This is a genomic window from Sphingobium aromaticiconvertens (assembly GCF_037154075.1).
GTDB classification, from domain to species: Bacteria; Pseudomonadota; Alphaproteobacteria; order Sphingomonadales; family Sphingomonadaceae; genus Sphingobium; species Sphingobium aromaticiconvertens.
Window position 1 is genome coordinate 520,404 of the sequence record NZ_JBANRJ010000001.1, and the last position, 23,572, is coordinate 543,975.

Annotated in this window: 19 protein-coding genes; 12 read left to right on the forward strand and 7 right to left on the reverse strand. The window is 64.3% G+C overall.

Annotation, left to right across the window (positions count from 1 at the left end; translation table 11 throughout):
- The first annotated feature begins 226 nt into the window (after positions 1 to 226).
- From WFR25_RS02740 to WFR25_RS02755, 4 genes are all read left to right on the forward strand, one after another.
- Positions 227 to 877, forward strand: coding sequence for a LolA family protein (locus tag WFR25_RS02740; RefSeq protein ID WP_336968269.1), 651 nt, complete (start codon positions 227 to 229; stop codon positions 875 to 877).
- Between the two features lie 249 nt (positions 878 to 1,126).
- Positions 1,127 to 1,945, forward strand: coding sequence for an exodeoxyribonuclease III (locus WFR25_RS02745; RefSeq protein ID WP_336968271.1), 819 nt, complete (start codon positions 1,127 to 1,129; stop codon positions 1,943 to 1,945).
- Complete coding sequence (ribA, locus tag WFR25_RS02750; protein WP_336968274.1) at positions 1,942 to 3,027, forward strand: GTP cyclohydrolase II; 1,086 nt, start codon at positions 1,942 to 1,944, stop codon at positions 3,025 to 3,027. Before WFR25_RS02745 ends, ribA begins: the two co-directional genes overlap by 4 nt.
- On the forward strand, positions 3,024 to 3,527 hold the full coding sequence (locus WFR25_RS02755; RefSeq protein WP_336968277.1) for a L,D-transpeptidase family protein: 504 nt from the start codon (positions 3,024 to 3,026) through the stop codon (positions 3,525 to 3,527). The genes ribA and WFR25_RS02755 overlap by 4 nt, the downstream gene beginning before the upstream one ends.
- Before the next feature lie 269 nt (positions 3,528 to 3,796).
- On the opposite strand, the gene WFR25_RS02760 is transcribed toward WFR25_RS02755, so the two are convergent.
- Positions 3,797 to 6,571 carry a [protein-PII] uridylyltransferase gene (locus tag WFR25_RS02760; protein ID WP_336974626.1) on the reverse strand — a complete coding sequence of 925 codons (2,775 nt, stop codon included), beginning with the start codon at positions 6,569 to 6,571 and terminating at the stop codon, positions 3,797 to 3,799.
- Between the two features lie 9 nt (positions 6,572 to 6,580).
- The gene (mutS, locus tag WFR25_RS02765) at positions 6,581 to 9,244 is read right to left on the reverse strand and encodes a DNA mismatch repair protein MutS (protein WP_336974629.1); all 2,664 of its coding nucleotides are present in this window, start codon (positions 9,242 to 9,244) and stop codon (positions 6,581 to 6,583) included.
- Between the two features lie 124 nt (positions 9,245 to 9,368).
- Here mutS and WFR25_RS02770 point away from each other — a divergent pair, with 124 nt between their 5' ends.
- The gene (locus tag WFR25_RS02770; protein WP_336968280.1) at positions 9,369 to 11,630 is read left to right on the forward strand and encodes an NADP-dependent malic enzyme; all 2,262 of its coding nucleotides are present in this window, start codon (positions 9,369 to 9,371) and stop codon (positions 11,628 to 11,630) included.
- An 83-nt stretch (positions 11,631 to 11,713) separates the two neighbouring features.
- On the opposite strand, the gene WFR25_RS02775 is transcribed toward WFR25_RS02770, so the two are convergent.
- Complete coding sequence (locus WFR25_RS02775) at positions 11,714 to 12,556, reverse strand: MJ0042-type zinc finger domain-containing protein (RefSeq protein ID WP_336968282.1); 843 nt, start codon at positions 12,554 to 12,556, stop codon at positions 11,714 to 11,716.
- A 159-nt stretch (positions 12,557 to 12,715) separates the two neighbouring features.
- Between WFR25_RS02775 and ftsE the strand changes: the two genes are divergently transcribed.
- The 4 genes from ftsE to WFR25_RS02795 are packed head-to-tail and all read left to right on the forward strand — an operon-like array spanning position 12,716 to position 15,609.
- Positions 12,716 to 13,426 carry a cell division ATP-binding protein FtsE gene (gene ftsE, locus WFR25_RS02780; protein WP_336968284.1) on the forward strand — a complete coding sequence of 237 codons (711 nt, stop codon included), beginning with the start codon at positions 12,716 to 12,718 and terminating at the stop codon, positions 13,424 to 13,426.
- Complete coding sequence (locus WFR25_RS02785; protein ID WP_336968287.1) at positions 13,426 to 14,346, forward strand: cell division protein FtsX; 921 nt, start codon at positions 13,426 to 13,428, stop codon at positions 14,344 to 14,346. Before ftsE ends, WFR25_RS02785 begins: the two co-directional genes overlap by 1 nt.
- A gap of 16 nt (positions 14,347 to 14,362) precedes the next feature.
- A complete protein-coding gene (locus WFR25_RS02790; RefSeq protein ID WP_336968288.1) occupies positions 14,363 to 14,893 on the forward strand; it encodes a YdcF family protein in 531 nt (176 codons plus the stop codon).
- A gap of 14 nt (positions 14,894 to 14,907) precedes the next feature.
- Complete coding sequence (locus tag WFR25_RS02795; RefSeq protein ID WP_336968291.1) at positions 14,908 to 15,609, forward strand: lysophospholipid acyltransferase family protein; 702 nt, start codon at positions 14,908 to 14,910, stop codon at positions 15,607 to 15,609.
- Here WFR25_RS02795 and WFR25_RS02800 read toward each other — a convergent pair.
- The 3 genes from WFR25_RS02800 to WFR25_RS02810 all read right to left on the reverse strand — a co-directional run bounded on the left by WFR25_RS02800 (position 15,606) and on the right by WFR25_RS02810 (position 18,646).
- Entirely contained in the window at positions 15,606 to 16,514 is a 909-nt protein-coding gene (locus WFR25_RS02800) for a prephenate/arogenate dehydrogenase family protein (RefSeq protein WP_336968294.1), read from the reverse strand. The genes WFR25_RS02795 and WFR25_RS02800 overlap by 4 nt on opposite strands.
- Before the next feature lie 2 nt (positions 16,515 to 16,516).
- Positions 16,517 to 17,614 carry a histidinol-phosphate transaminase gene (gene hisC / locus WFR25_RS02805; RefSeq protein WP_336968297.1) on the reverse strand — a complete coding sequence of 366 codons (1,098 nt, stop codon included), beginning with the start codon at positions 17,612 to 17,614 and terminating at the stop codon, positions 16,517 to 16,519.
- A gap of 72 nt (positions 17,615 to 17,686) precedes the next feature.
- Positions 17,687 to 18,646: a 2-hydroxyacid dehydrogenase gene (locus WFR25_RS02810; protein ID WP_336968300.1), complete on the reverse strand. Its 960-nt coding sequence runs from the start codon at positions 18,644 to 18,646 to the stop codon at positions 17,687 to 17,689.
- A gap of 88 nt (positions 18,647 to 18,734) precedes the next feature.
- Here WFR25_RS02810 and metX point away from each other — a divergent pair, with 88 nt between their 5' ends.
- Both metX and metW read left to right on the forward strand, forming a co-directional pair.
- On the forward strand, positions 18,735 to 19,871 hold the full coding sequence (gene metX, locus WFR25_RS02815) for a homoserine O-acetyltransferase MetX (protein ID WP_336968302.1): 1,137 nt from the start codon (positions 18,735 to 18,737) through the stop codon (positions 19,869 to 19,871).
- A 4-nt stretch (positions 19,872 to 19,875) separates the two neighbouring features.
- Entirely contained in the window at positions 19,876 to 20,472 is a 597-nt protein-coding gene (gene metW, locus WFR25_RS02820) for a methionine biosynthesis protein MetW (RefSeq protein ID WP_336968305.1), read from the forward strand.
- Positions 20,473 to 20,479: 7 nt separating this feature from the next.
- Here the strand turns inward: metW and WFR25_RS02825 are convergent, their stop codons facing one another.
- Entirely contained in the window at positions 20,480 to 21,094 is a 615-nt protein-coding gene (locus WFR25_RS02825) for a TetR/AcrR family transcriptional regulator (RefSeq protein WP_336968307.1), read from the reverse strand.
- A 157-nt stretch (positions 21,095 to 21,251) separates the two neighbouring features.
- Between WFR25_RS02825 and WFR25_RS02830 the strand changes: the two genes are divergently transcribed.
- The gene (locus WFR25_RS02830; RefSeq protein WP_336974630.1) at positions 21,252 to 23,570 is read left to right on the forward strand and encodes a TonB-dependent receptor; all 2,319 of its coding nucleotides are present in this window, start codon (positions 21,252 to 21,254) and stop codon (positions 23,568 to 23,570) included.
- Positions 23,571 to 23,572 lie beyond the last annotated feature (2 nt).

Here is a 23,572-nt window from a genome sequence, read left to right on the forward strand (position 1 = left end):
AGCATGGGGGATGGAGCCTGCGCTTACGCCGGCGCAGGCTCTCCCCCATAGGGCTAGTCCCTGACCGCTATCCCCGACAGGGTTGGTCATGAGAGGCCTTTGCACTGCGATGCTTTCCCTGCAACATTTCCTCGCCAGCCTGAACATCACGGAACGGCCGGGTTCACAACGGGTTCAACCCCGATCCTCCATATCCTATCCTCCAACAGACCGGAGAAATGATCGCATGAAGCGCATCCTGGCGCCCATCGCCCTGACCCCCATTGCCCTGATCCTTGCCGTTCCCGTCGCGTTCGTCGCCACAGGCGCGGTCGCACAGCAGGGTCAGTCGGACCTGTCGCAGGTCAACGCCTATATCCGCGCCGTCACATCGATGACCGCCGATTTCGCCCAGACCGATCGTAACGGCCAGGTGCTGACCGGCACCATTCAGATGCGATCGCCCGGCAAGATCCGATTCCAGTATCAAAAGGGCGTACCTTTGCTGATCGTCGGTGATGGCAAGGCGCTGACCATGATCGATTATGAAGTGCGGCAGGTGCAGCGCTGGCCGATCGGCAGCTCGCCACTGGGCGCGCTGCTCGATCCGTCCAAGGACCTGTCGAAGTTCGGCAAGGTCGTCCAGACTGGCGATCCTAATGTTCTTTCGGTCGAAGCGCGCGATCCCAAGCGGCCGGAATTCGGCACGATCACCATGATCTTCCAACGCAACGCCAGCGCGCCTGCAGGCCTGCAGCTCTATGGCTGGGTTGCACTCGATTCGCAGAATAACCGCACGGCTGTACGGCTTTCGAATCAGCGCTACGGCGTACCCGTCCCCGATTCGGCCTTCCGCTGGACCGATCCGCGACCAAAGGGACGGCCTGGCGGCGGGTAAGGCGAGCCGGGCGCGCGACGGGCGGCAAACTTAACGCTTCCGTTCATCTGCCGCTCATATGCCGACCCCTAAAAGATCATCAACGGCTGAGGCGATGACCGGGATTTCCCCCCTGTTACTCGGATAGTCCCTCAACCGCGAAGCGCTTCAAGGGCGCGATCGAGACCCCCGTTCCACGCCCCCGGAGCGGGGGTTTTTCGTGTCCGCTGTCCCTTGCATGCCCCGCCTTTGCATCCTAGTGCCTGACCCATGCCCCAGACCTTCTCCAAACCCCAGACTCTCTCCATCGCCTCCTGGAATATCAACAGCGTCCGCGCCCGGATCGACATCGTCGAGAAGTTCCTGCGCGAGGAAGCGCCCGACATATTGTGCCTCCAGGAAACCAAGGTGGTGAACGAGACCTACCCGACGGAGATGTTCAAGCGCCTCGGCTATGTCCATCAGGTGTTGAACGGCCAGCGGATGCACCACGGTGTTGCGATCATGTCCAGAGTACCGATCCATGCGGATGACCGTTTCGATTGGCAGGCCAATGGCGAGGCGCGCCATGTCGGCGTGCGCCTCGACAACGGCGTGCGGATCGAAAATGTCTATGTGCCCGCAGGTGGCGATATTCCCGACCGGGCGGTCAATCCGAAATTTGGGCAGAAGATCGACTTCCTCGAACGCATGATCGAGTGGTCGGGCGGGCTGTCGGACAAACCCACCATTCTCACCGGCGATTTCAACATCGCCCCGCTGGAATGCGATGTGTGGAGTCACAAACAACTACTCAACGTCGTCAGCCACACCCCGATCGAGTGCGAGATCCTCGCCCGTCTTCGGGCGTCGAACAACTGGGTTGATATCGGTCGTCACTTCTATCCGGCGCCGCAGCGCCTCTACACCTGGTGGAGCTATCGCGCGACCGACTGGGCCGCTTCCGATCGGGGACGCCGCCTCGACCATATGTGGATGAGCGCCGACGTCGCGAAACAGGCGGTTGCGCATCGCGTGGTCGAACCGGCGCGGAGCTGGCTCAAGCCCAGCGACCATATCCCGATCATCACGGATTTCGTCTTCGCATGACGGTGCGCCACTCTGGGGCCGATTCTCCGCGCGCCGCCGCCCGCGCCATCGACGCGCTGCGCCGGGGCTGGCCGGTGACGGTCGCTGCCGAAGATGGCGCGCTGCGGATCATGGCGATCGAGGGGGCGGACATGGTGACACTCGCCGATTTCGATGCGGATGGCCACGCCGACATCCTCGTCTCCGCAGCACGCGCCGAAACGCTGAAGCTGACCAACCAACTCGCCGCCGCCAATCCCGATCGTCCCGTGCTCGTCGCCCGCACCCCCTGGATCGACCGCGACGTCGCCATGGCCATCGCCGATCCGGTTCGCGACCTTGCCTCACCGCTCAAGGGACCGTTCGCCGCGCGGACCCTCGTGGCGCCGCAGGCCGCCAGCGCCGCGCTGCGGCTCGCGCGGCTCGCGGGCATCCTGCCTGCCTATTTCGTGGCAGAGGGGGAGGGCGCCAGCGAACTCACCGTCACCGCCGATGCCATCACCGCCTATGACGATGCCGCCCATCTTGCCATCGCCACCCGTGCGCGCCTGCCCGTTTCGGCCAGTGAGGAGGCGGAGATCATCGCCTTCCGCAGCCCCGACGAACCGCGCGAACATATCGCGCTGGTCATCGGCCACCGCGACGCCTCGCCGCCCGTGGTGCGGCTGCACAGCGAATGCCTGACCGGCGACGTGCTGGGCAGCCTCAAATGCGACTGTGGCCCGCAACTGCATGAGGCGCTGCACCAGATCGCCGACGCGCCCTGGGGCATCCTCCTGTATCTGCGGCAGGAAGGACGCGGTATCGGCCTCGTCAACAAACTGCGCGCCTATGCGTTGCAGGATCAGGGTTATGACACGGTGGACGCCAATGTCCGGCTGGGCTTCGCCATCGACGCGCGCGACTTTTCGGTCGCGGCGCGGATGCTCGACCTGCTGGGTGTGGGCAGCGTTCGCCTGCTCACCAACAATCCGCAGAAGGTGGCTGGCCTCGAAGATGCGGGCATCCGTGTGGCGGAGCGCCTGCCCATCATCCTCCCCACCAATCCGCACAATGAGAAATATCTCGCCACCAAGCGTGACCGCACCGGCCACCAGCTATGAGCCTGATCGAGGTCGACACCGCCGCAAGGCGGTTGCGCTTCGGCGATCTCGACATCCCCTGTGTGATTGGCCGCAGCGGCGCCTGTCCCGCAGATGCCAAGCGCGAAGGCGACGGCTGCACCCCTACAGGCACATGGCCGATCCGCGCTGCCCTGCTCCGCCCGGACCGCGTTGCACTGCCGACGCTAAGCCTGCCATGGCGCTGGATCCGCCCAGATGATGGCTGGTCCGATGCCCCGGCCGACCCGGCCTATAACCGCCCGGTTCACCTGCCGCGCGCGCATTCCGCCGAAAACCTTCAGCGCGACGACGCGCTCTACGACATCATTGTCATCCTCGGCCACAATGACGCTCCCCCAGTCCCCAGCGCAGGCAGCGCCATCTTCTTCCACCTCTGGATCGACGCCAAACCCACCGAAGGGTGCGTGGCCATCGCCCGAGAAGACATGCTGCACCTGTTGCCTCAACTACAGTCGGGCGATGTGATGGTGATCCGCTAGGCATAGCAATATTGCACAGAGAGCTGAAGTTGGAATTTGAAACAATATTCCGTTATGCGGAAATTATTGCCAATCAGATAAGTAGAGATGCAACAAAAAACCCGACCCTCTGGCGAGAGGGCCGGGTATTATAATGCGTAGTTCTATCTCTGGCTAAAAGCCAAGAACTTCGGGTCGCTGTTTCTATTTGGCGCGAACTAAATGATTTGCATAGTATAAAACGGTCATAGCAAATCCTGTATCAAACCAGAACAGTTGGGGTCCATAGTTTAAGCCGTCTGCAACGCCTTTGCCGCCGCATCATCCGGTTCTCCGCCTGCGGCCACCAGCAAGCGCCGCTCCAGCGTTTGGAGTCGCCCCTTCCCTTCCACCTTCCCGCCCAGCAGGTCGGTGACGTAGAATGTATCGACCGCGCGCTCGCCATAGGTAGCGACATGCGCGCTGTGCACTGTCACCTTTGACTGGAACAGGGCGTTCGCCAGCGCGAATAGCAGCGCCGGCCGATCCCGTGCATTTACCTCGACCACCGTGAAGCGGTTCGATGCCTTGTTGTCGATCAGCACATTGGGAACGATGTGGAACGCCTCGGCCCGCGTGCGGGGCAGGGGGCGCGCCTCCAGCTTGGTAATCAGGCGATGGCGGTTCGCCAGCGAATCCTCGATCGCATTGCTGATCCGCTTCAACTGCTCGGGGCTGTGGAAGGCGCCGCCCAGCGGGTCCTGCACCAGGAAATTATCGATCGCCACGCCATCGCGCGTCGTGTGGATGCGCGCGTCGATGATGTTGCCGCCGGCCAGGTGTATCGCGCCCGCGACGCGATAGAAGAGGCCCGGATGGTCGGCGGCATAGACCGTCACCAGCGTCGCGCCGCGCTGCGGATAATATTGCGCGGCGATCGACAATTGTGCGTCGCCGGCTTGCAATATGTGGTTGGCGTTGTGGAACAATATGTCCTCTGGCTCGGCGATCCAGTAGGATTCGGGCAGTCGCTTCTTCAGGCCTGCGAACACATCGTCGGACAGGCCCATCGCCTGTTGCAGCGCCGCCTGCTTGGCCACGACGCGCTCGGTCCGGCCCTTCTGCTTGTGGCCCAGCCGCAGCACTTCCTCGGCCGCTTCGTAGAGGTCGCCCAGCAATTGTCGCTTCCAGCTGTTCCACACACCCGGCCCAACCGCGCGAATGTCCACGACGGTCAGGCACAGCAGCAGGCGCAGCCGTTCCGGGCTTTGCACGACTTCGACGAAATCCAGGATGGTCTTGTAATCGGCCAGGTCGCGCTTGAAGGCGGTGGCCGACATCAGCAGATGATAGCGGACCAGCCAGGACACCGTCTCGGTCTCCGCCGCGGTTAGTCCCAACCGCGGGCATAGCGACAGCGCGATCTCCGCGCCCAGCACGCTATGGTCGCCGCCACGTCCCTTCGCGATATCGTGCAGCAATACGGCGACATACAGGACTCGGCGAGAGATCAGCTTGCCCATCAGTTCAGCCGCCAGCGGATGGTCCTCGCGCAGCTCGCCCTTTTCGATCTGCGCCAGCAGGCCGACGGCGCGGATCGTATGTTCATCCACCGTATAGTGATGGTACATGTCGAACTGCATCTGCGCGACGACGCGGCGGAAATCGGGCACGAACCGGCCGAACACGCCGCTTTCATTCATCCAGCGGAGTACTGTTTCGGGATCACGCGGGGATGTCAGCACCTCCATGAAGGCGGCATTGGCGCGGGTATCCTTGCGCACCTTCGCGCTGATCAGCGCCGCGTCGCGCGTCGCCGCCCGCATCGCGCTGGGATGGATTTGCAGGCCATGTTTGTCGGCCAGCGCGAAAATCTCCAGCATCCGCACCGGATCGACGCGGAAGAAATCATCCTCCGGCAGGGCCAGCCGCCCGCGATCGAGCACGAAACCGTCCAGCTTTTTGGGCCGCCGGAAAAAGGCCGGGACATAGCGCCGCCCCTTCGCCGCCATCTGGTCGTCCAGATGCGCCAGAAACACCGCCGTCAGATCGCCCACGGTCTTCGCGTTCAGGAAATAATAGCGCATGAAGCGCTCCACGCCCGACCGGTCATGCCGTCCGGTAAAGCGCATCCGCGTCGCGATCTCCAGTTGCAGGTCGAAGGTCAGCCGGTCTTCCATCCGCCCGGTGATGGCGTGCAGGTGGCAGCGGACGGCCCACAGGAAATCCTCCGCCTTCTGGAACTGGCGCAGCTCGTCCTGCGTCAACAGGCCCGCATCGACCAGTTCGGCCACCGACCGCACCCGATGGACGAACTTGCCGATCCAGAACAGCGTGTGCAGATCGCGCAGGCCGCCCTTGCCTTCCTTCACATTGGGTTCGACGACGTAACGGCTGTCGCCCATCCGCTTGTGCCGCGCTTCGCGCTCGGCCAGCTTTTCGGTGACGAAGGCGCGGGCATTGTCGCGCTGGATCTCATTGTCGAACCGGGTAGCGGTTTCCTCGTACAGCGCCCGGTCGCCCCAGACATAGCGCGCTTCGAGCAGGGCGGTGCGAACGGTCAGGTCGGCCTTGGCCATTCGCATCGTCTCGTCGATCGATCGGCTGGAGTGACCGACCTTCAGCCCCAGATCCCACAGCGAATAGAGCATGGATTCGATGACCTGCTCGGTCCAGCCGGTAGGCTTCCACGGGGTGATGAAGCCGATGTCGACATCGCTGTGCGGCGCCATCTCACCCCGGCCATAGCCGCCGACCGCGATCAGCGCGACCCGCTCGCCAGTGCTGCGATTGCTGGAAGGATAGAGATGATGCGTCGTCGCATCGTAGAGCAGTCGCAATATCTGGTCGACCAGGAAGGCAAAGGCCGTCACCGTCTCGCGCCCGCGCGTCGGTTTTGCCTCCAGCCGCCGCTCAACCTCCTTGCGGCCTTCGTCCAGCGCGGCCTTCAGTTCACGCACGATCCCACCGCGCAGCGCGGCGGTATCGCCCTCATGCGCGGCGGCGATGGCGTTGATCTGGTCGGATACCGCGCGCCGGTCGATGATGGCGCGGCGACTGCCGAGGGCAGGAAATTGTATAACCACGGACATGATCTAGTGTTTCCCACCGTCTGCGGCCAGTTGTTTAAGACGATATAGTTGTTCCAGCGCCTCACGCGGGGACAGCGCATCGGCGTCGATCCCGGCCAGCGCCTCGCGCAGGGCGTCGATCTGCTCCTCTTCATGCGCGGCGGCGGCGGCGAACAGCGGCAGGTCGTCCAGTCCCGCGGCGATTCCGCCGGTCTTTGCCTTGCCCGCCTCCAATCGCGTCAGCACATCCTTCGCGCGCTTCAGCACAGCGGCGGGCAACCCCGCCAGCCGCGCCACGGCCAGACCATAGCTGCGATCCGCCGGGCCTTCGGCGACCTCGTGCAACAGCACAAGGTCGCCCTTCCACTCCCGCGCCCGGACATTGTGGAGCGACAGCGCGTCCAGGCTTTCCGACAGCCGGGTCAGCTCATGATAATGGGTCGCGAACAGGCAACGGCAGCGATTGATCTCATGCACCGCCTCTACCACCGCCCAGGCGAGCGCCAGCCCGTCATACGTCGATGTACCACGCCCCACTTCGTCCAATATGACGAAACTGCGTTCCGTGGCCTGCGAAAGAATCGCGGCGGTCTCCACCATCTCGACCATGAAGGTCGATCGCCCGCGCGCGAGATTGTCCGACGCGCCCACCCGGCTGAACAATCGGTCCACCAGCGTCAGCGTGGCGCTTTGCGCGGGGACGAACCCACCCGCCTGCGCCAGCACGACCACCAGCGCATTTTGCCGCAGGAAGGTCGATTTACCGCCCATGTTCGGGCCTGTGACCAGCCACAGCCGGTCATCGGGGCCAAGGCGGCAGTCATTGGCGACAAAGGGATGGCCCTGCTTGCGCAACGCATCCTCGACCACCGGATGCCGCCCGCCGATAATGTCGAGGCATGGCCCGTCGCCCGCCACGAAATGCGGCCGCGCCCAGCCGCCCTCCGCCGCGCGCTCCGCCAGCGCCGCGCCCACATCCAGCCGCGCCAGCGCCTCGGCTGCCCGCGCAATCGCGTCCTTGCGCGCCAGCACGGCGGCGATCAGGTCTTCGAGGTGCGCGGCTTCGGCCACCAATGCGTGCGCGCCCGCCTGCGCCACCCGGCTGGCCTGCTCATGCAGGTCCACCGAATTGAAACGCACTACCCCGGCCAGCGTCTGGCGATGGGTAAAGCCGCTCTCATCCTTCATCAGCGGATCGGCGGCGCGTGCGGGCACCTCGACATGATAGCCCAGCACGCCATTATGCCGGATCTTGAGCGAGGAAATCCCGGTCTGCTCGCGATAGTGGCTCTCCAGCGCCGCGATGGCCCGCCGCCCGTCGCCCGACAGCCGCCGCAACTCGTCCAGCGCCGCGTCATAGCCATCGGCGATATAGCCGCCACTGGCCGTCTCGGTCGGCGGGCTGGGCACCAGCGCCCGCGCCAGCGCATCGACCAGTTCGCCATGCCCGTCCAGCGCGGGCAGCAACGCCGCCAGCAGCGTCGGCTGGTCCGTCATCCGTCCCAGTCGCTCACGCAACAGTCGCGCCTCGTTCAATCCATCGCGCAACTGCCCCAGATCGCGCGGGGAGCCGCGCCCCACCGCGATCCGTCCCAACGCCCGACCAATGTCCGGCAGCGCCCGCAAGGCGCTGCGCAACTGGTCGCGTAAGGTGCCATCGTCATGGAATAGCTGCACCAGACCCAGCCGCGCATCGATTACGCTCATATCCATCAGCGGCGCCGACAGATCCTGCGCCAGCAACCGCGCGCCCGCGCCTGTCACCGTCCGGTCGACCGCCCCCAGCAGGCTCCCGGTCCGTGCGCCGTTCGCCGTGGCGACGATCTCCAGGCTTTCGCGCGTTGCCGCGTCGATCGCGACATGGCTCCCGCCGGGTCGCTGTACCGGCGGCGCAAGGAAAGGCAGACGTCCCTTGCCAGCATGGTCCAGATAGCTCAGCAGCCCGCCCATCGCCGCCAGTTCGGCCCGTCCGAACTGCCCGAACCCGTCCAGCGTCGCCACGCCGAACAGCCGTTTCAGTGTTTCTTCCGCCCGCGCGCTGGAAAAAGCCGCCCGGTCGAACCCATGCGTCTCGGGCAAGTCGAAAATCGCACCTTCGGCCACCACCGTTTCACTCGGTCGCAACCGCGCCAGTTCGGCAGGGAGGTCGCCGCGCGCGCAGACTGTCGTTTCGAATCGCCCCGTCGAAATATCAGCGGCGGCGAGGCCAATCTCGCCACCCGCATCGCCACCGATCTGCGCCAGCGCCACCAGCATATTGTCCTGGCGCGCGTCGAGCAGCGTTTCCTCGGTCAGCGTGCCCGCCGTGACGTAGCGCACGATCGCCCGCGCTACGAGCGTCTTGCCGCCCCGCGCCTTGGCCTGTGCGGGCGTCTCCGTCTGCTCGGCAATGGCGACCCGGTGCCCGGCCTTGATCAGCCGTGCCAGATAGCCCTCCGCGCTGTGTACCGGCACGCCGCACATCGGGATCGGCGCGCCACCATGCTCGCCCCGGCTGGTCAGCGCTATGTCCAGTGTCGCGGCGGCCGCCTTGGCGTCATCGAAGAACAGTTCGAAGAAATCGCCCATGCGGTAGAAGAGCAGGCAGTCCTGCGCATCGGCTTTCAGCGTCAGATATTGCGCCATCATGGGTGTTGGCCCAGCAGGAGAGGCGGTGGGCTGGGCGGAAGGGGCTGCGGTGCTGGACATCGCCCAGTCGGATAGCGGGAAGCGACCCGTCATGGAAGAGCAACGAAAAAGCGTCTTCTCGCACTTGCCCACAAAGGCCCGTCGCCGCTAGGGCCGAGCGAACTGTAGAGGAGGCGCGTGCATAATGGCCGATAAGTCGAACGTGGATTTTTCCGAGCGCGAGGCGCTGTTCTTCCATTCGACCGGCCGCCCCGGCAAGATAGAGATTATCGCGTCCAAGCCGATGGCGACCCAGCGCGACCTCAGCCTCGCTTATTCGCCCGGCGTCGCGGTGCCGGTGCTGGCCATCGCGGCGGATCCCGCGACCGCCTATGACTATACCGCCAAGGGCAATCTGGTTGCAGTCATCACCAACGGCACGGCCATATTGGGCCTGGGCAATCTGGGCGCGCTGGCATCCAAGCCGGTGATGGAGGGGAAGGCGGTCCTCTTCAAGCGTTTCGCTGACGTCGATTCGATCGACATCGAGCTGAAGACCGAAGATGTCGACCGCTTCATCGACGCGGTGGAACTGATGGAGCCGACCTTTGGCGGCATCAACCTTGAGGATATCAAGGCGCCAGAATGTTTCATCATCGAACAGACACTCAAAGAGCGGATGAACATTCCGGTCTTTCATGACGACCAGCATGGCACCGCGATCATCGCGGCGGCGGGCGTCATCAATGCGGCGCTGGTCACGGGCCGCGACTTCAAGGATATGAAGGTCGTGGTGAACGGCGCGGGGGCGGCCTCCATCGCCTGCACCGAACTGATCAAGGCGATTGGCGTCCCGTCCGACAATGTCATCATGTGCGACAGTAAGGGTGTGATCTACCAGGGCCGCACCGAAGGCATGAACCAATGGAAGTCCGCCCATGCGGTGCGGACCGATGCGCGGACTTTGAAGGAAGCGATGAAGGGCGCGGATGTGTTCCTTGGCCTTTCGGTCAAGGGCGCGGTGACGCCCGACATGGTCAAGGACATGGCCCCCCGGCCGATCATCTTCGCCATGGCCAATCCAGACCCGGAAATCCTGCCGCCCGACGCCAAGGCCGTGCGTCCCGACGCGATCGTCGCCACCGGGCGGTCCGACTATCCCAACCAGGTCAACAATGTCCTAGGCTTCCCCTTCATCTTCCGCGGCGCGCTCGACGTGCGGGCGACCACGATCAACGAAGCGATGAAGGTCGCCGCCGCCCACGCCATCGCCTATCTGGCGCGCGAACAGGTGCCCGAGGAAGTCGCCAAAGCCTATGGTACCCAGCACAGCTTCGGCCCTGACTATATCATCCCCGCGCCGTTCGACCCGCGGCTGATGGAGGTCGTGCCCTCCGCCGTCGCGCAGGCGGCGATGGACAGCGGCGTCGCGCAGAAGCCGATTGCCGACATGGCCGCCTATCGCCAGTCGCTGAAGGCGCGTCTCAACCCCACCACCTCAGTCCTCACCACCGCCTATGAAGTGGCCAAGGCCAGCCCCAAGCGCGTCGTCTTCGCCGAAGCGGAGGAAGAAGTGGTGCTGCGCGCCGCGATTCAGTTCCGCGACCTTGGCTACGGCATTCCCGTGCTGGTCGGGCGGGAAATCGTGCGCGAGAAGCTGCAAAGTCTGGGCGTGTCCGATCCCGATGGGTTCGAACTGCACAACAGCGTCAATTCGCCCCTCGTCCCCGCGATGGTCGACATCCTCTATGCCCGGCTCCAGCGGCGCGGCTATCTGCGTCGGGACTGCGAGCGGATGGTCAATCGCGACCGCAATATCTTCGGCGCGCTGATGGTGAAGATGGGGCAGGCTGACGCCATGATATCGGGTACCACGCGCCCCTATGCCCAGACGATGCGCGAGATAAAGCGCGTGATCGATCCGCAGCCGGGCCGCACGCCCTTTGGCATCCATGTGCTGGTGGGCAAGAATCACACCGTGTTCATGGCCGACACCACGGTCAATGAACGCCCCACGGCCAGCGAACTGGCTGACATCGCCGAAGGGACCGTGGCGGTCGCGCGGCGCATGGGCCATGACCCGCGGGTCGCCTTTCTCTCCTATTCCAGCTTTGGCAATCCCTCGGGCGCGTTCCTCGACAATATCCGCGATGGCGTGATCGAACTCGACAAGCGCAACGTCGATTTCGAATATGAAGGGGAAATGGCGCCCGACGTGGCCCTCAATCCGCAGGTGATGAAGAATTATCCCTTCAGTCGCTTGTCGGGGCCAGCCAATATCCTGGTCATGCCGGGCCTTCAGTCCGCCAATCTCTCGGCAAAGCTGCTGCGCGAACTGGGCGGGGATTCGGTGATCGGCCCGATGTTGGTCGGTATGGAAAAGTCGGTGCAGATCGCGACCATGGCGTCAAACGCCTCGGAACTTCTAACCCTCGCGGTTCTCGCGGCGGGTGGCGTGGCGCTGTAGGACAGGCGCCTGCCCTGTTGGTTTCCAGCAGGGCAGGAGGACGACGCGCAACGGGCACTACCTGCGCGTCAGTGGCGTCAGGATTACTGGACGAAGGTCAGCGACAGGTTTTCCGCATTTTTGGGAATGTCGATCCGGCTTTCGTTGATCGACGCTTCCTCGCCTGGTTTCAGGCGGGCACGATCGGCCTTTGTCGTCCAACTGAACACCAGCCGGTTCTGCTGGTCGCGCAGTTGCACCAGCACCGGTGGCACCGGTAATGGCTCTTGTCCGCTGTTCACGATCCGCGCGCCAAAAGCGAAATATTCCTCGCCGGTCGGCAGCTTGCGCCGCTCAGCGGGCTTGGACAGGTAAAAGAGCAGGTCAGGATCGCCCTCCTCTGTCACCAGCCCCAGATTGACGGCCCAACTGGGCGCTCCGAAATAATAAAGCGCACCGCCAACGGCACTGACGATCAGGAAAAACCCGATCGCCGCATAGGTCCACAGCTTCGCCGGATTGCGGCGTGGGCGGAAGGGCGGGGCGGGGTCGTACCAGCTTGTTTCCGTGTCCTCCGGTGCATCCGGCACGATTGCCGATGGCCCTGGCGCGACGAAGGCGGGCGCTGGCGCTGGAGCGGGCGTTGCGGCCTGCGCGGCTTCCGGTTCTTCTTCCTCTTCCTCTGCGGCCACGTCCGGGACTGTTGGCGGGACCGCTGGAGCGTCCTCAACTCCGGTCGGTTCTGGCTCTGGTGCTGGCTCAGGGGGGGTGAGGACGGGTGGGCTGATGACCGGTGCGGCTTCCACCGGCTCGCGCGGGGGCAAGGCGGGGCCTTCCTGGAACCAGCTATGTTTGCAGGAGGCGCAGCGGACCTGGCGACCGGTCGGTCCGACGGCGCTGTCCGGGACGATATAGCGCGTGGCGCAATTCGGGCACACCAGGATCATTTCGCTTCCTTGTCATGCCACGGACTCGAGGGCAAGCGGGGACCGTCATCAGGACGTCATGTGTCGGCTATGCAGGCCGGGCTTGCCGCCTGCCACCCGCCTGTGCAATGGCTTCGTGTCAGGGGAAATCAACGGGAGCGCGCGGGGCCGCCACACGCCATGTCCACCATCGTCCAGTTCGAAAATGTGGGCCTGCGCTATGGTCTGGACAGCGAAACGCTGTCCGACGTCAGCTTTTCGCTGCGCGGCGGCGGCTTTTACTTCCTGACCGGCGCGTCGGGTGCGGGGAAGACGTCACTTCTCAAGCTGTTATACCTTGCCCAGCGACCGAGCCGGGGCGTCATTCGCCTTTTCGGCGAGGATGTGGTGACGCTTCCCCGCAAGCGCCTTCCCGGTTTCCGTCGTCGCATCGGTGTCGTCTTTCAGGATTTTCGCCTGGTCCCGCATTTGTCCACCTATGACAATATCGCGCTGCCGTTGCGCGTCGCCGGGATGGAAGAGGCGGAAATCGACGCACCGGTGGCCGAGATGTTGAACTGGGTTGGCCTCTCCGGACGGGCGCAGGCGCGACCCGCGACCCTGTCGGGTGGGGAGCAGCAGCGCGTCGCCATCGCCCGCGCCGTCATCGGGCGACCCGAAATATTGGTGGCGGATGAGCCGACGGGTAACGTCGACGCCGACATGGCCCGTCGATTGATGAGCCTGTTTGAAGCGCTCAATCGGCTGGGCACCACTATCGTCGTCGCCACTCACGACCTGCCGCTGATCGCGCAGGTGGATGGCGCACAGATGATGCGGTTGGACAGGGGGCGTCTTTCCGATCCCACAGGCGCGCTGCGTTATCCCCCGCGCGGCATCGGGGCCGCCTGATGGCCGCGCCGCTTCCTCCGGTTCCCGTCGACAACCGCAGTGCGTCGGCGGCGCGCAACCGCCTTCTGCCCGAGGGACGCGTGGCCGGGCCGATGCCCTGGGTCATCGCGATCATGATGTTCCTGACGGTGCTTGCCGCTGCCGCTGGCCTTGGCCTGGGGGCAGGCGTGCGGGCGATGGGCGCCGATCTTGCGGGCCGGGCGACGGTGCAGATCGTGGAGGCCGACCAGCTTGCCCGCGATCGTCTTGCCGTCAGCGTGGCTGGGGCGCTGCGCGGCATGCCGGACGTGCGTCGGGCGATGCCGGTGGACCAGCGCGCGCTCGCCGATCAATTGCGCCCCTGGCTGGGGGATGAGGCGGTAAGCCGCGACCTTCCCGTCCCCGCGCTTATCGACGTTGACCTCACCCCCGGCAATGCCGATGCCAAGGTGGCGGCGCTCCGGGGTGTACTCGGCAAGATCAGTACCAAGGCGCGGATTGAACCGCACGCCGCTTTCCTCCAGCCATTGAGCGCATTGCTGGCCTCTCTTGGCTGGCTTGCCGTGGGACTCGTGCTTTTGATGGCTGTGGCGACCGCAGCGGTGGTCGTCCTCGCCGCGCGTGCTGCGCTCGATAGCCATCGCGGCACGATCGACGTGCTGCACCTGATGGGCGCGACCGATGTGCAGATTGCCCGGCTGTTCCAGCGCCGGATCGCGCTGGATGCGCTGCTGGGCGGGGTCGCGGGCTTCTGCGCGGCGATGTTGGTGATCCTGGCGCTGGGCGGTCGGCTGGAGGCGACCGGATCGGACCTTTTGCGCGTCATCGGCCTGCCCTGGGCGGCCTGGGGACTGCTGCTCCTGCTCCCGGTCGGCGGCGTGCTGCTGGCGATGCTCGCCGCGCGCCTCACCATCTTGCGCGCCCTGAGCCGCGCCCTGTGACCGGAGCGTTGACGGCATGATCGTTCGCTTCCTCTCGCTGCTGTTGCTGGGCTGGATGCTGGGATTCGCCTGGTTCGCGATTTTCCTGCCCCAGCCACTCGACGGTCGCCCGACCGACGCCATTGTCGTGCTAACCGGCGGCGCGGGACGCATCGACCGGGGCCTTACCTTGCTGGAGGCAGGAGCCGCCAAGCGGATGCTGATCTCCGGCGTCGATCGGGCGGTACGCCCGGTCGAACTGGCGGCGGAGTATAAGGCGCCCGACCGACTCTTCACCTGTTGCATCACTCTGGGGCGGGAGGCGATCGATACTCGGTCCAACGCGATCGAAACGGCCCGCTGGCTCGACCGGCGCGACTATGCGACCGTTCGCCTCATCACCACCGACTGGCATATGCGCCGCGCCGCGCTGGAGCTTCGGCAGGCATTGCCGGGCAGCGTCAGCATCGTCTACGACGCGGTCCCCAGCCGCCCCAGCCTGCGCGTGCTGGCGCGCGAATATAATAAATATCTGCTGCGTCGCATGGCCGCCCTGATCGGCATCTGAATCGAGATTGATGGATGATATTTCTGCGTTCCCTGGCCTTCGCCATTGCCTTCTACAGCGGCACGGTGCTGGTCCTGCTCATCTCGCTACCGATCGGGCTGGTGTCGCAGCGCGGAATTCATTTCATGGCGCGTGTCTGGAGTCGTTTGCACCGCATCACCACGCACTATCTGCTGGGCCAGAAAATCCGCGTCGATGGCACCCTGCCGGATGGGCCGCATCTCTACATTCTCAAGCATGAATCGATGTTCGAGACGATCGACCTGCTGTCCCTGCTCCCCAATCCGGTGATCGTGGCGAAGCGCGAACTGTTCGATATTCCGGTCTGGGGCCGGATCGCGCGGCAATATGGGTTGATCCCGGTCGAACGCACGGCGGGCGCCAGTGCGTTGCGGAATATGCGTGCAGCTGCCCGCGCGGCGACCGATGCGGGGCGTTCGATCGGCCTGTTCCCGGAAGGAACGCGCGTTCCCCATGGGCAATCGCCGCCGCTCCAGTCGGGGTTCGCGGGCCTTTACGCCTTGTTGCGCCTGCCCGTGGTGCCGATCGCGATCGACAGCGGCCGCGTCTCGCCTCGTGGCAGCTTCCTCAAGCACGCAGGCACGATCACCTACAAGGTGGGCGAAGTGATCCCGCCCGGCCTTGACCGTGCCGTCGCCGAGGCGCGCGTCCATGCTGCGATCAATGCCCTCAACAGGGAATTACCCAAACCCTAGCTGTGGCTCCGGCCGAAGTCGGGGGCGGGATCATCCTGTCCCTCTTCGATGATCGACCGGCGGATGGCGCGGGTGCGGGTGAACAGGTTGAACAAGGCATCGCCATCATTCCAGCGGATCGCCCGCTGAAGTGCCGACAAATCCTCCGAAAAGCGCTGGAGCATCTCCAGCACCGCATCCTTGTTCGCCAGGAACACGTCGCGCCACATGGTCGGGTCGGATGCGGCGATGCGGGTGAAGTCGCGGAAGCCGCCAGCGGAATATTTGATGACTTCGGACCGGGTCACGCTTTCCAGATCGCTGGCCGTGCCGACGATGGTATAGGCGATAAGGTGCGGCAGATGACTGGTGACGGCCAGCACCAGATCATGATGCGCCGCCTCCATCACCTCGACCTGCGCACCCACGCGGCGCCACAGTTCGGACACCCGCTCGACGGCGGTGGAGTCGGCATCTGCGGGCGGGGTGACGATGCACCAGCGCCCCTTGAACAGCGTCGCAAAGCCCGCTTCCGGTCCGCTATTCTCGGTCCCCGCCACCGGATGGGCGGGCACGACCGGCTGGCCGGGTAACGCAGCCTGTAGCGACGCAAGTACATCGGCCTTGCACGACCCCACGTCGCTGACGATCGCCTCGGCCGGCAGGTCGCTGGCGATCTCCGCCGCCGCCGCCGCCATCGCACGCACCGGCACGCACAGCACCACAAGATCCGCGTCCGTAACCGATGCGCCTGCCGTGTCGGTGATGTCGTCGCACAGGTCTATACGCCGCGCGATTTCTCTTACCGCCGGGTTGGCGTCATGGCCTGTCACCCGCACGGTCGGCATGTCGGCGCGGATGGCGCGGGCAAGCGAGGAGCCGATCAGGCCAAGGCCGATGATGGTGACGCGGGCGAAAGGCAGCATGGTCAGGCCGCTTCCGCCATCGCGCGCAGCTTTGCCGCCACCGCGCGGGTCTGCGCCTTGGTGCCGATGGTGATGCGCAGGCCGTTGGGCAGGCCTTGTCCCGGTAGCCAGCGGGTCGCGAAACCCTCTTCCCACAGGCCCTTCATCGCCGCCTCGGCGGTCAACGTGCCGTCGAACAGGATCAGCAGGAAATTGCACCGGCTGGGCACTGAACGCAGGCCGTGATTGCTCAGCGAAGCGACCTCGCCTTCCAGCCATTCGCGCCAACGCTTCGTATGCGTGCGGCTATGCTCGACCCATTCGCGGTCGGCGATCGCCGCCGCCGCCGCTGCCTGTCCAGCCGTCGTCACGTTGAACGGCGCGCGGATGCGGTGGAGCATGCCGATCACCTCCGCGCTGGCATAGCCCCAGCCGATCCGCTCCGCTGCCAGTCCGTAAATCTTGGAAAAGGTCCGCGTCATGAATACGTTGGCGGCATTCTTCGCCAGTTCCATGCCGCCATCATCCTCGTCCGCGTCCAGATATTCCGCATAAGCCTGATCCAGCACGAACAAGATGTCGGGGCGTAGGCCCGCATGAAGCCGCGCTATTTCCGTGCGCGACGTCATGGTGCCGGTGGGATTGTTGGGATTAGCGAGGAAGACGACCTTTGTCTTTTCCGTCACCGCCGCCAGCAGCGCATCGACGTCAGTCGCATAGTCGGCATCGGGCGCCACTATAGGGGTCGCCCCCACGCGCCGCGCGGCAATATCATAGACCGAAAAGCCATAGCGGACGTAGAGGATTTCGTCCCCCGGCCCGGCATAGGCGCTCGCCGCGATATGCAGCAGTTCGTCCGATCCGGTGCCATAGATGACTCGCGCCGGGTCCAGCCCATATTCCCGCGCGATTGCCTCGCGCAGCAGGGCCGCGCCCGGATCGGGATAGGTGGCAAGGTCGGCGGTCGCGGCGATCATCGCGGCGCGCGCGGCGGGGCTGGTGCCCAGCGGGTTTTCATTGGCCGACAGCTTGATGAGCGGGCGGCCATTGTCGGTCGCGGACTTGCCGGGGACATAGGGCGAAATGCCCAGTATCCAGTCCTTGGGAACGGGGTGTGTCATGGCCCGCGCTTTAGCGGCATCGACGCAAAACGCAAAGCTATCACATGGCTTTGTCGGTTTAGCCAAACTTGGCTATACCACCGCCGTCGGCAACGGCTCACCCGCAAAATGCGCGTCCAGATTGGCCAACACCAGATCGGCCATCGCCGCGCGCGTTTCGACGGTCGCGCTCGCCTGATGCGGCTGCAACACGACATGGTTCATCGCCAGCAATGCCTGCGGCACATGCGGTTCATCCGCGAACACATCGAGTCCTGCGCCGCCCAGCCGTCTTTCGCCAAGCGCCGCCACCAGTTCCGGTTCGTCGATCACGCTGCCCCGGCTGATATTGACGATCACGCCCTGTGGTCCCAGCGCGTCGATCATCGCCCGATCGACCAGTCCGCGCGCTTCCGGCCCGCCAGAGGTCGCGACGATCATCACCTCACTCCGCCGGGCAAAGTCCAGCCGGTTGGCGACATAGGTCCATGGCGCGTCCGGCCTGGGATGGCGGCTATGATAGAGGAGTTCGCCCGCCACCGGTTCCAGCCGCTTCGCAATCGCGGTGCCGATCCTTCCAAGCCCCAATATCCCGATCCGCCGCCCGGTCACGCGACCGGACAGCGCGGGCTTCTCGCCCCGCGCCCAGTCGCCGCGTCGCACCATGGCGTCATTCGCGGCGATATTGCGAACAGTCGCATAGAGCAGCCCGACGGCCAGATCGGCGACATCGTCGGTCAGCACGTCGGGCGTATTGCTGACGCGGATGCCACACGCGCGGGCGTGTTCTATATCTACCTTGTCATAACCGACCGAGAATAGCCCGATCATCTCCAGCTTCGGCAGTGCGTTCATCAGCGCCGCCGATGCGCCAACCGCGCCAAAGGTGACAAGCGCCCGCGCCTCGCGCAACGCCGGATCAAGCGTTGTCGGATCGGCCCCGGCGGCCAGCAGATGCACGGTAAATCGCTGTTCCAGCCCCTCGATCAGCCGGGGGTTGAGCGCGCCATAGGCGATCACGGGGATGCGGGATATATTGGTCATGCACGCCATTTAGGGATCGTCACTGCCCATCGCCACCCGTTCCTTAAGCGCGGGCCGGATTGACAGCGACGGATGACGACCCTAGCGCCGCTGCACCATGTTGAGCGCCTCCCTGCCTGATGACAGCCGTTTTGGCCTCCGCCGGCAAGTTCGCCTGACTGGTCCCTTGCGGCTGGATGGCGGCGGATCGCTGGGACCACTCGACATTGCCTATGAAACCTATGGATCGATGAATGCGGACCGCTCCAACGTCATCCTCATCTGCCACGCGCTGACCCTTGATCAATATGTCGCCTCCGATCATCCCGTAACCGGCAAGCCGGGTTGGTGGTGGCGGCTGGTGGGACCGGGCAAACCGATCGACCCGGGCAGGCATTTCATTATCTGTTCCAACGTCATCGGCAGCTGCATGGGGTCGAGCGGCCCGGCCAGCCTGAACCCTGAGACCGGCGATCCGCACGCGATGCGCTTCCCGGTCCTCACCATCGGCGACATGGTCCGGGCGCAGGCGCTGCTGCTCGATCATCTGGGTGTCGATCGCCTGGCGGCGGTGGTCGGCGGGTCGATGGGCGGGATGCAGGCGCTGACATGGCCCACCTTGTTCCCCGCCCGCGTCGAATCCTGCATCGTTATCGCTTCGACCGCACGCCACAGCGCCCAGAATATCGCCTTCCACGAAGTCGGGCGTCAGGCGATCATGGCTGATCCCAACTGGCGCGGCGGCGACTATTATGCCGATGGGCAGGTGCCCGGCGCGGGCCTCGCCGTCGCGCGCATGGCCGCGCACATCACCTATTTGTCCGAAGCGGGCCTGACGGAGAAGTTCGGACGGCGCTTGCAGGGGCGCGACAGCAAGACGTTCGGCTTCGACGCGGATTTCCAGGTGGAAAGCTATCTGCGCCATCAGGGGTTGAGCTTTGTCGAGCGGTTCGACGCCAACTCCTACCTCTATATCACCCGCGCCATGGACTATTACGACATTGCCGACGATCATGGCGGCAGCCTTGCCAAAGCCTTTGCGGGCAGCCGGACGCGCTTCTGCCTCGTCAGTTTCGATACGGACTGGCTCTATCCGACTGCCGAATCCCGCGCGATCGTCCATGCCCTCAACGCCTCGGGCGCGCAGGCGAGCTTCGTCGAATTGTCCAGCCCCTTCGGCCATGATGCCTTCCTGCTGGAATGTCCGGAACTCAACCGGGTGGTCGACGGCTTCCTGCGCGGCGGGCGAGCCTGACGTCATGACCGTCGATACGCTTCGCCCCGATCTTGCCCTGATCGCCCGTACCGTAAAGCCGGGTGCGCGCGTCCTCGACGTGGGTTGTGGTGATGGCGCGCTGATGGCAGCGCTGCGCGATGCCAAGCAGGTCGATGCGCGCGGTCTGGAGATTGATGGCGCCAATGTCGCGGCAGCGGTCGGGCGGGGCCTGTCGGTGGTGCAGGGTGATGCCGACACCGACCTTGGCTATTATCCCGACGCCAGTTTCGATTATGCCATCCTCAGCCAGACGCTGCAAACCACACGGCGGCCCGATCTGGTGGTGGAGGAACTGTTGCGGATCGGCCAGCAGGCGTTCGTCAGCTTCCCCAATTTCGCCCATTGGCGCGGGCGGATTTCCCTGTTGTGGGGCGGGCGGATGCCGGTGACGCGGCTGTTGCCCGACACATGGTATGATACGCTCAACATCCACCATGTGACGGTCGACGATTTCCGCGCACTGGTGAAGGAGCATGGCTGGTCGATCGACGGCCAATGGTTCCTGAAGGGGGACAAGGAAACCACCCACGCGAACGCCAACCTGTTCGCCGAACATGCGGTGTTCCTGCTGCGGAAATAGCGCCGAGTTAACCCTCCGTCCTGATCCCCCGTTCGATCAGGGCATTGGCGATGCCCGCCACCTCATCCGCGTCGCGGCTGCCATCCCACACGCCATAGCGCAGGCCCAGAAACACGTTCATCCCCATGATTGCCCAGGCATGAACCTCATCCACATCGGGGCGCACCTCGCCGCGCGCTGCCGCTGCGGCCAGCCGTTGGGTGATGCGGCTGGCGGTATTTTCATAATGGGCGCGATAGGCGGCCTGATCGACAAACTCGGCTTCGTCGATGATGCGATAGATTTCCTTGTGCGCCCGCGCGAACTCCAGAAAGCTTAAAAGCCCGATCCGCTCGGCGTCGATCCCGTCCTTCGCCTGTGCGATCCTTGGCCCCACATAATCGCGCACCTGCCCTGACATGTCGCCTACCAGCGCGCGGAAAATATCGTCCTTGCTGTCATAATAGGTGTAGAAACTGCCCAGTGCGCAGCCCGCCCGGCGGGTGATGCCGCTGATCGATCCGTCATGGAATCCCTTCTCGCCAAACTCGTCTGCCGCCGCACTCAACAGCGCACGTCGCGTGCGTTCGCCGCGCGCCGTGCGCGGGGTTTTGTCCTCCCGTGGGGCATCCGATTCGGTCATCCATCCTCCCATCGCTGCGGCCTTTTTAGCGCAGTCTGATCCTCTTGTGAGATAGTCTCTTATTTCAAGTTGAAAGTTGGTTCAACTTTCATTATCGATTCGATCTGCAACAAGCAGCCCAGCCAATCGGGCGCATCAGTCAGGAGAGGATTTCATGATGACTTCCCGTCAGTCGATTCGCGCAATCGCGCTTGCTTCCGCCGCTTTCGCAGGTGTCGCTTCCATGCCGACCTTCGCGCAGCAGGTTGCAGGTGTCGATGCCAATGATGGCGATATCGTCGTCACCGCCCGCCGACGGGAAGAAAGCCTGCTCGACGTGCCGATCGCCGTCACGGCCTTTTCCGGCGCGGCGCTGGAAAAGAGCGGCGCGATCGACATCACAGACATCGGCAATGTCACCCCCAACACCACGCTGGAAAATTCACGCGGCACCAACTCCACGCTTACCGCCTTCATCCGTGGCGTGGGCCAGCAGGATCCGGTTCCGGGTTTTGAGGCGGGCATCGGCATCTATCTCGACGACGTCTATCTCAACCGTCCGCAGGCGGGCGTTCTCGACATCTATGATGTGGAGCGGATCGAGGTGCTGCGCGGCCCGCAGGGAACGCTCTACGGTCGCAACACCATCGGCGGCGCGGTCAAATATGTGACGCGCGCGCTCCCCGACAAGATGCAGCTAAAGGTGCGGGCCACCTATGGCAGCTATGATCAGGCCGACCTGGTCGTCAGCGCCAGCACGCCCATCACCGACATGATCCGCGTGGGCGGGTCGGTGGCGCGCCTGTCGCGCGGCGGCTTTGGCGACAATCTGAACATCAAGGGGCTGGAAAACTACAACAAGGATATCTGGGCCGGGCGCGGCACGTTGGAAATCGGCGGCAATGGACAGCCTGTTCTGATCCGCATCTCGGGCGATTACAGCCGCGACAAGTCAGATCCGCGCAACGGTCACCGCCTGATTCCGGGTCTTGTTTCCGGCGCGCCGGTTCTCGATGATGTTTTTGACACCCGGGCGGGCCTTAACAATCCGAAACAGGATGTGAAGGCCTATGGCCTCGCCATGAACGTTTCTGCCCAGTTGTCGGATACCCTCACGCTGCGCTCGATCAGCGCCTGGCGAAAGGATCGCAGCTTCACGCCTATTGATTTCGACGCGCTGCCTTCGGTCGATGTCGATGTGCCCGCCGTCTATCGCAATGAACAACTCAGCCAGGAATTCCAGCTTCTCTACGAAAGCGATCGGCTGAACGGCCTCGTCGGCTTCTATTATCTCGATGCCCGCGCTTCGACTGCGTTCGATGTATTGCTGGGCCTGCAAGGGGCGGCGATCGGTTTTCCGGGGCTCAACGGCTATACGGCGGGCGATGTGCGGACCGATACCTGGTCGGTGTTCGGCGATTTCACCTATGATTTCACCGAGCAGCTGAGCCTTTCGGTCGGCGGCCGCTTCACCAACGACCGGCGCAACGCCTTTATCTACAAGGCAAACCGGATCACCGGCACGTCGCCGGAGTTCGGTGGCGTCAATCCGCCGATCATCCTGGGCTTGCCTGCCACCAATTTCCGGGGCGAACGGACGTTCAAGGAATTTACCCCGCGCGCGTCGCTCAGCTTCAAGCCCGATACCAATAACATGGTCTATGCCTCGTATTCGAAGGGCTTCAAGGGCGGCGGTTTCGACCCGCGTGGAGCGGGCACATCGGCCCCGATCAGCAATCCGGCGGCGGGCCGCACCTATGAGGATATTTATAATTTCCTCTCCTTCGACCCGGAAAAGGTCAACAGCTACGAACTGGGTTACAAGGGATCGCTGTTCGATCGCCGCCTGACACTCAGCCTGGCGGGCTTCTATTCGGACTATAAGGATGTGCAGATCCCCGGTTCGGTCGGCTGTATTTCGGGCGGTGTGCAAACTTTCTGTGGCATCACCACCAACGCGGCCAAGGCGCGGATCAAGGGCGTGGAGGCAGAAGCAAACGCGGTGCTGGTCCGCGACTTCGCCGGATCGGGATCGCGCGTCAGCCTCAACGGCGCGCTGGGTTATATCGACGCCCAGTATCGCCGCTTCATTGGCCCCACCGGCGCAGACGTGGCGAACCAGCGCACTTTCCAGAACACGCCGAAATGGACTGTTTCGGGTACGCTTGCCGCGTCGGGCATGGCGCTGGCCAGCGGCACGATCGACGCTTCGACCACCCTGTCCTATCGCAGCCTGACCCATCAGTTCGAAGTGCCGATCCCGGCCCTCGATCAGCCCGGCTATGCGCTGTGGGACGCCAGCATTACCTGGACCTCGGATGATGAGCGCTATTCGCTGGGCCTGCATGGCAAAAATCTGACCGATAAGCGCTACATCACATCGGGCTATAATTATCAGTCGGCGGCCGGGACTTCGACGCTGGGTCGGGAGGGCGTGCTGACCGCCTTTTACGGCAATCCGCGTCAGGTCTTCGTGACCGCAGGTCTCAAATTCTGACC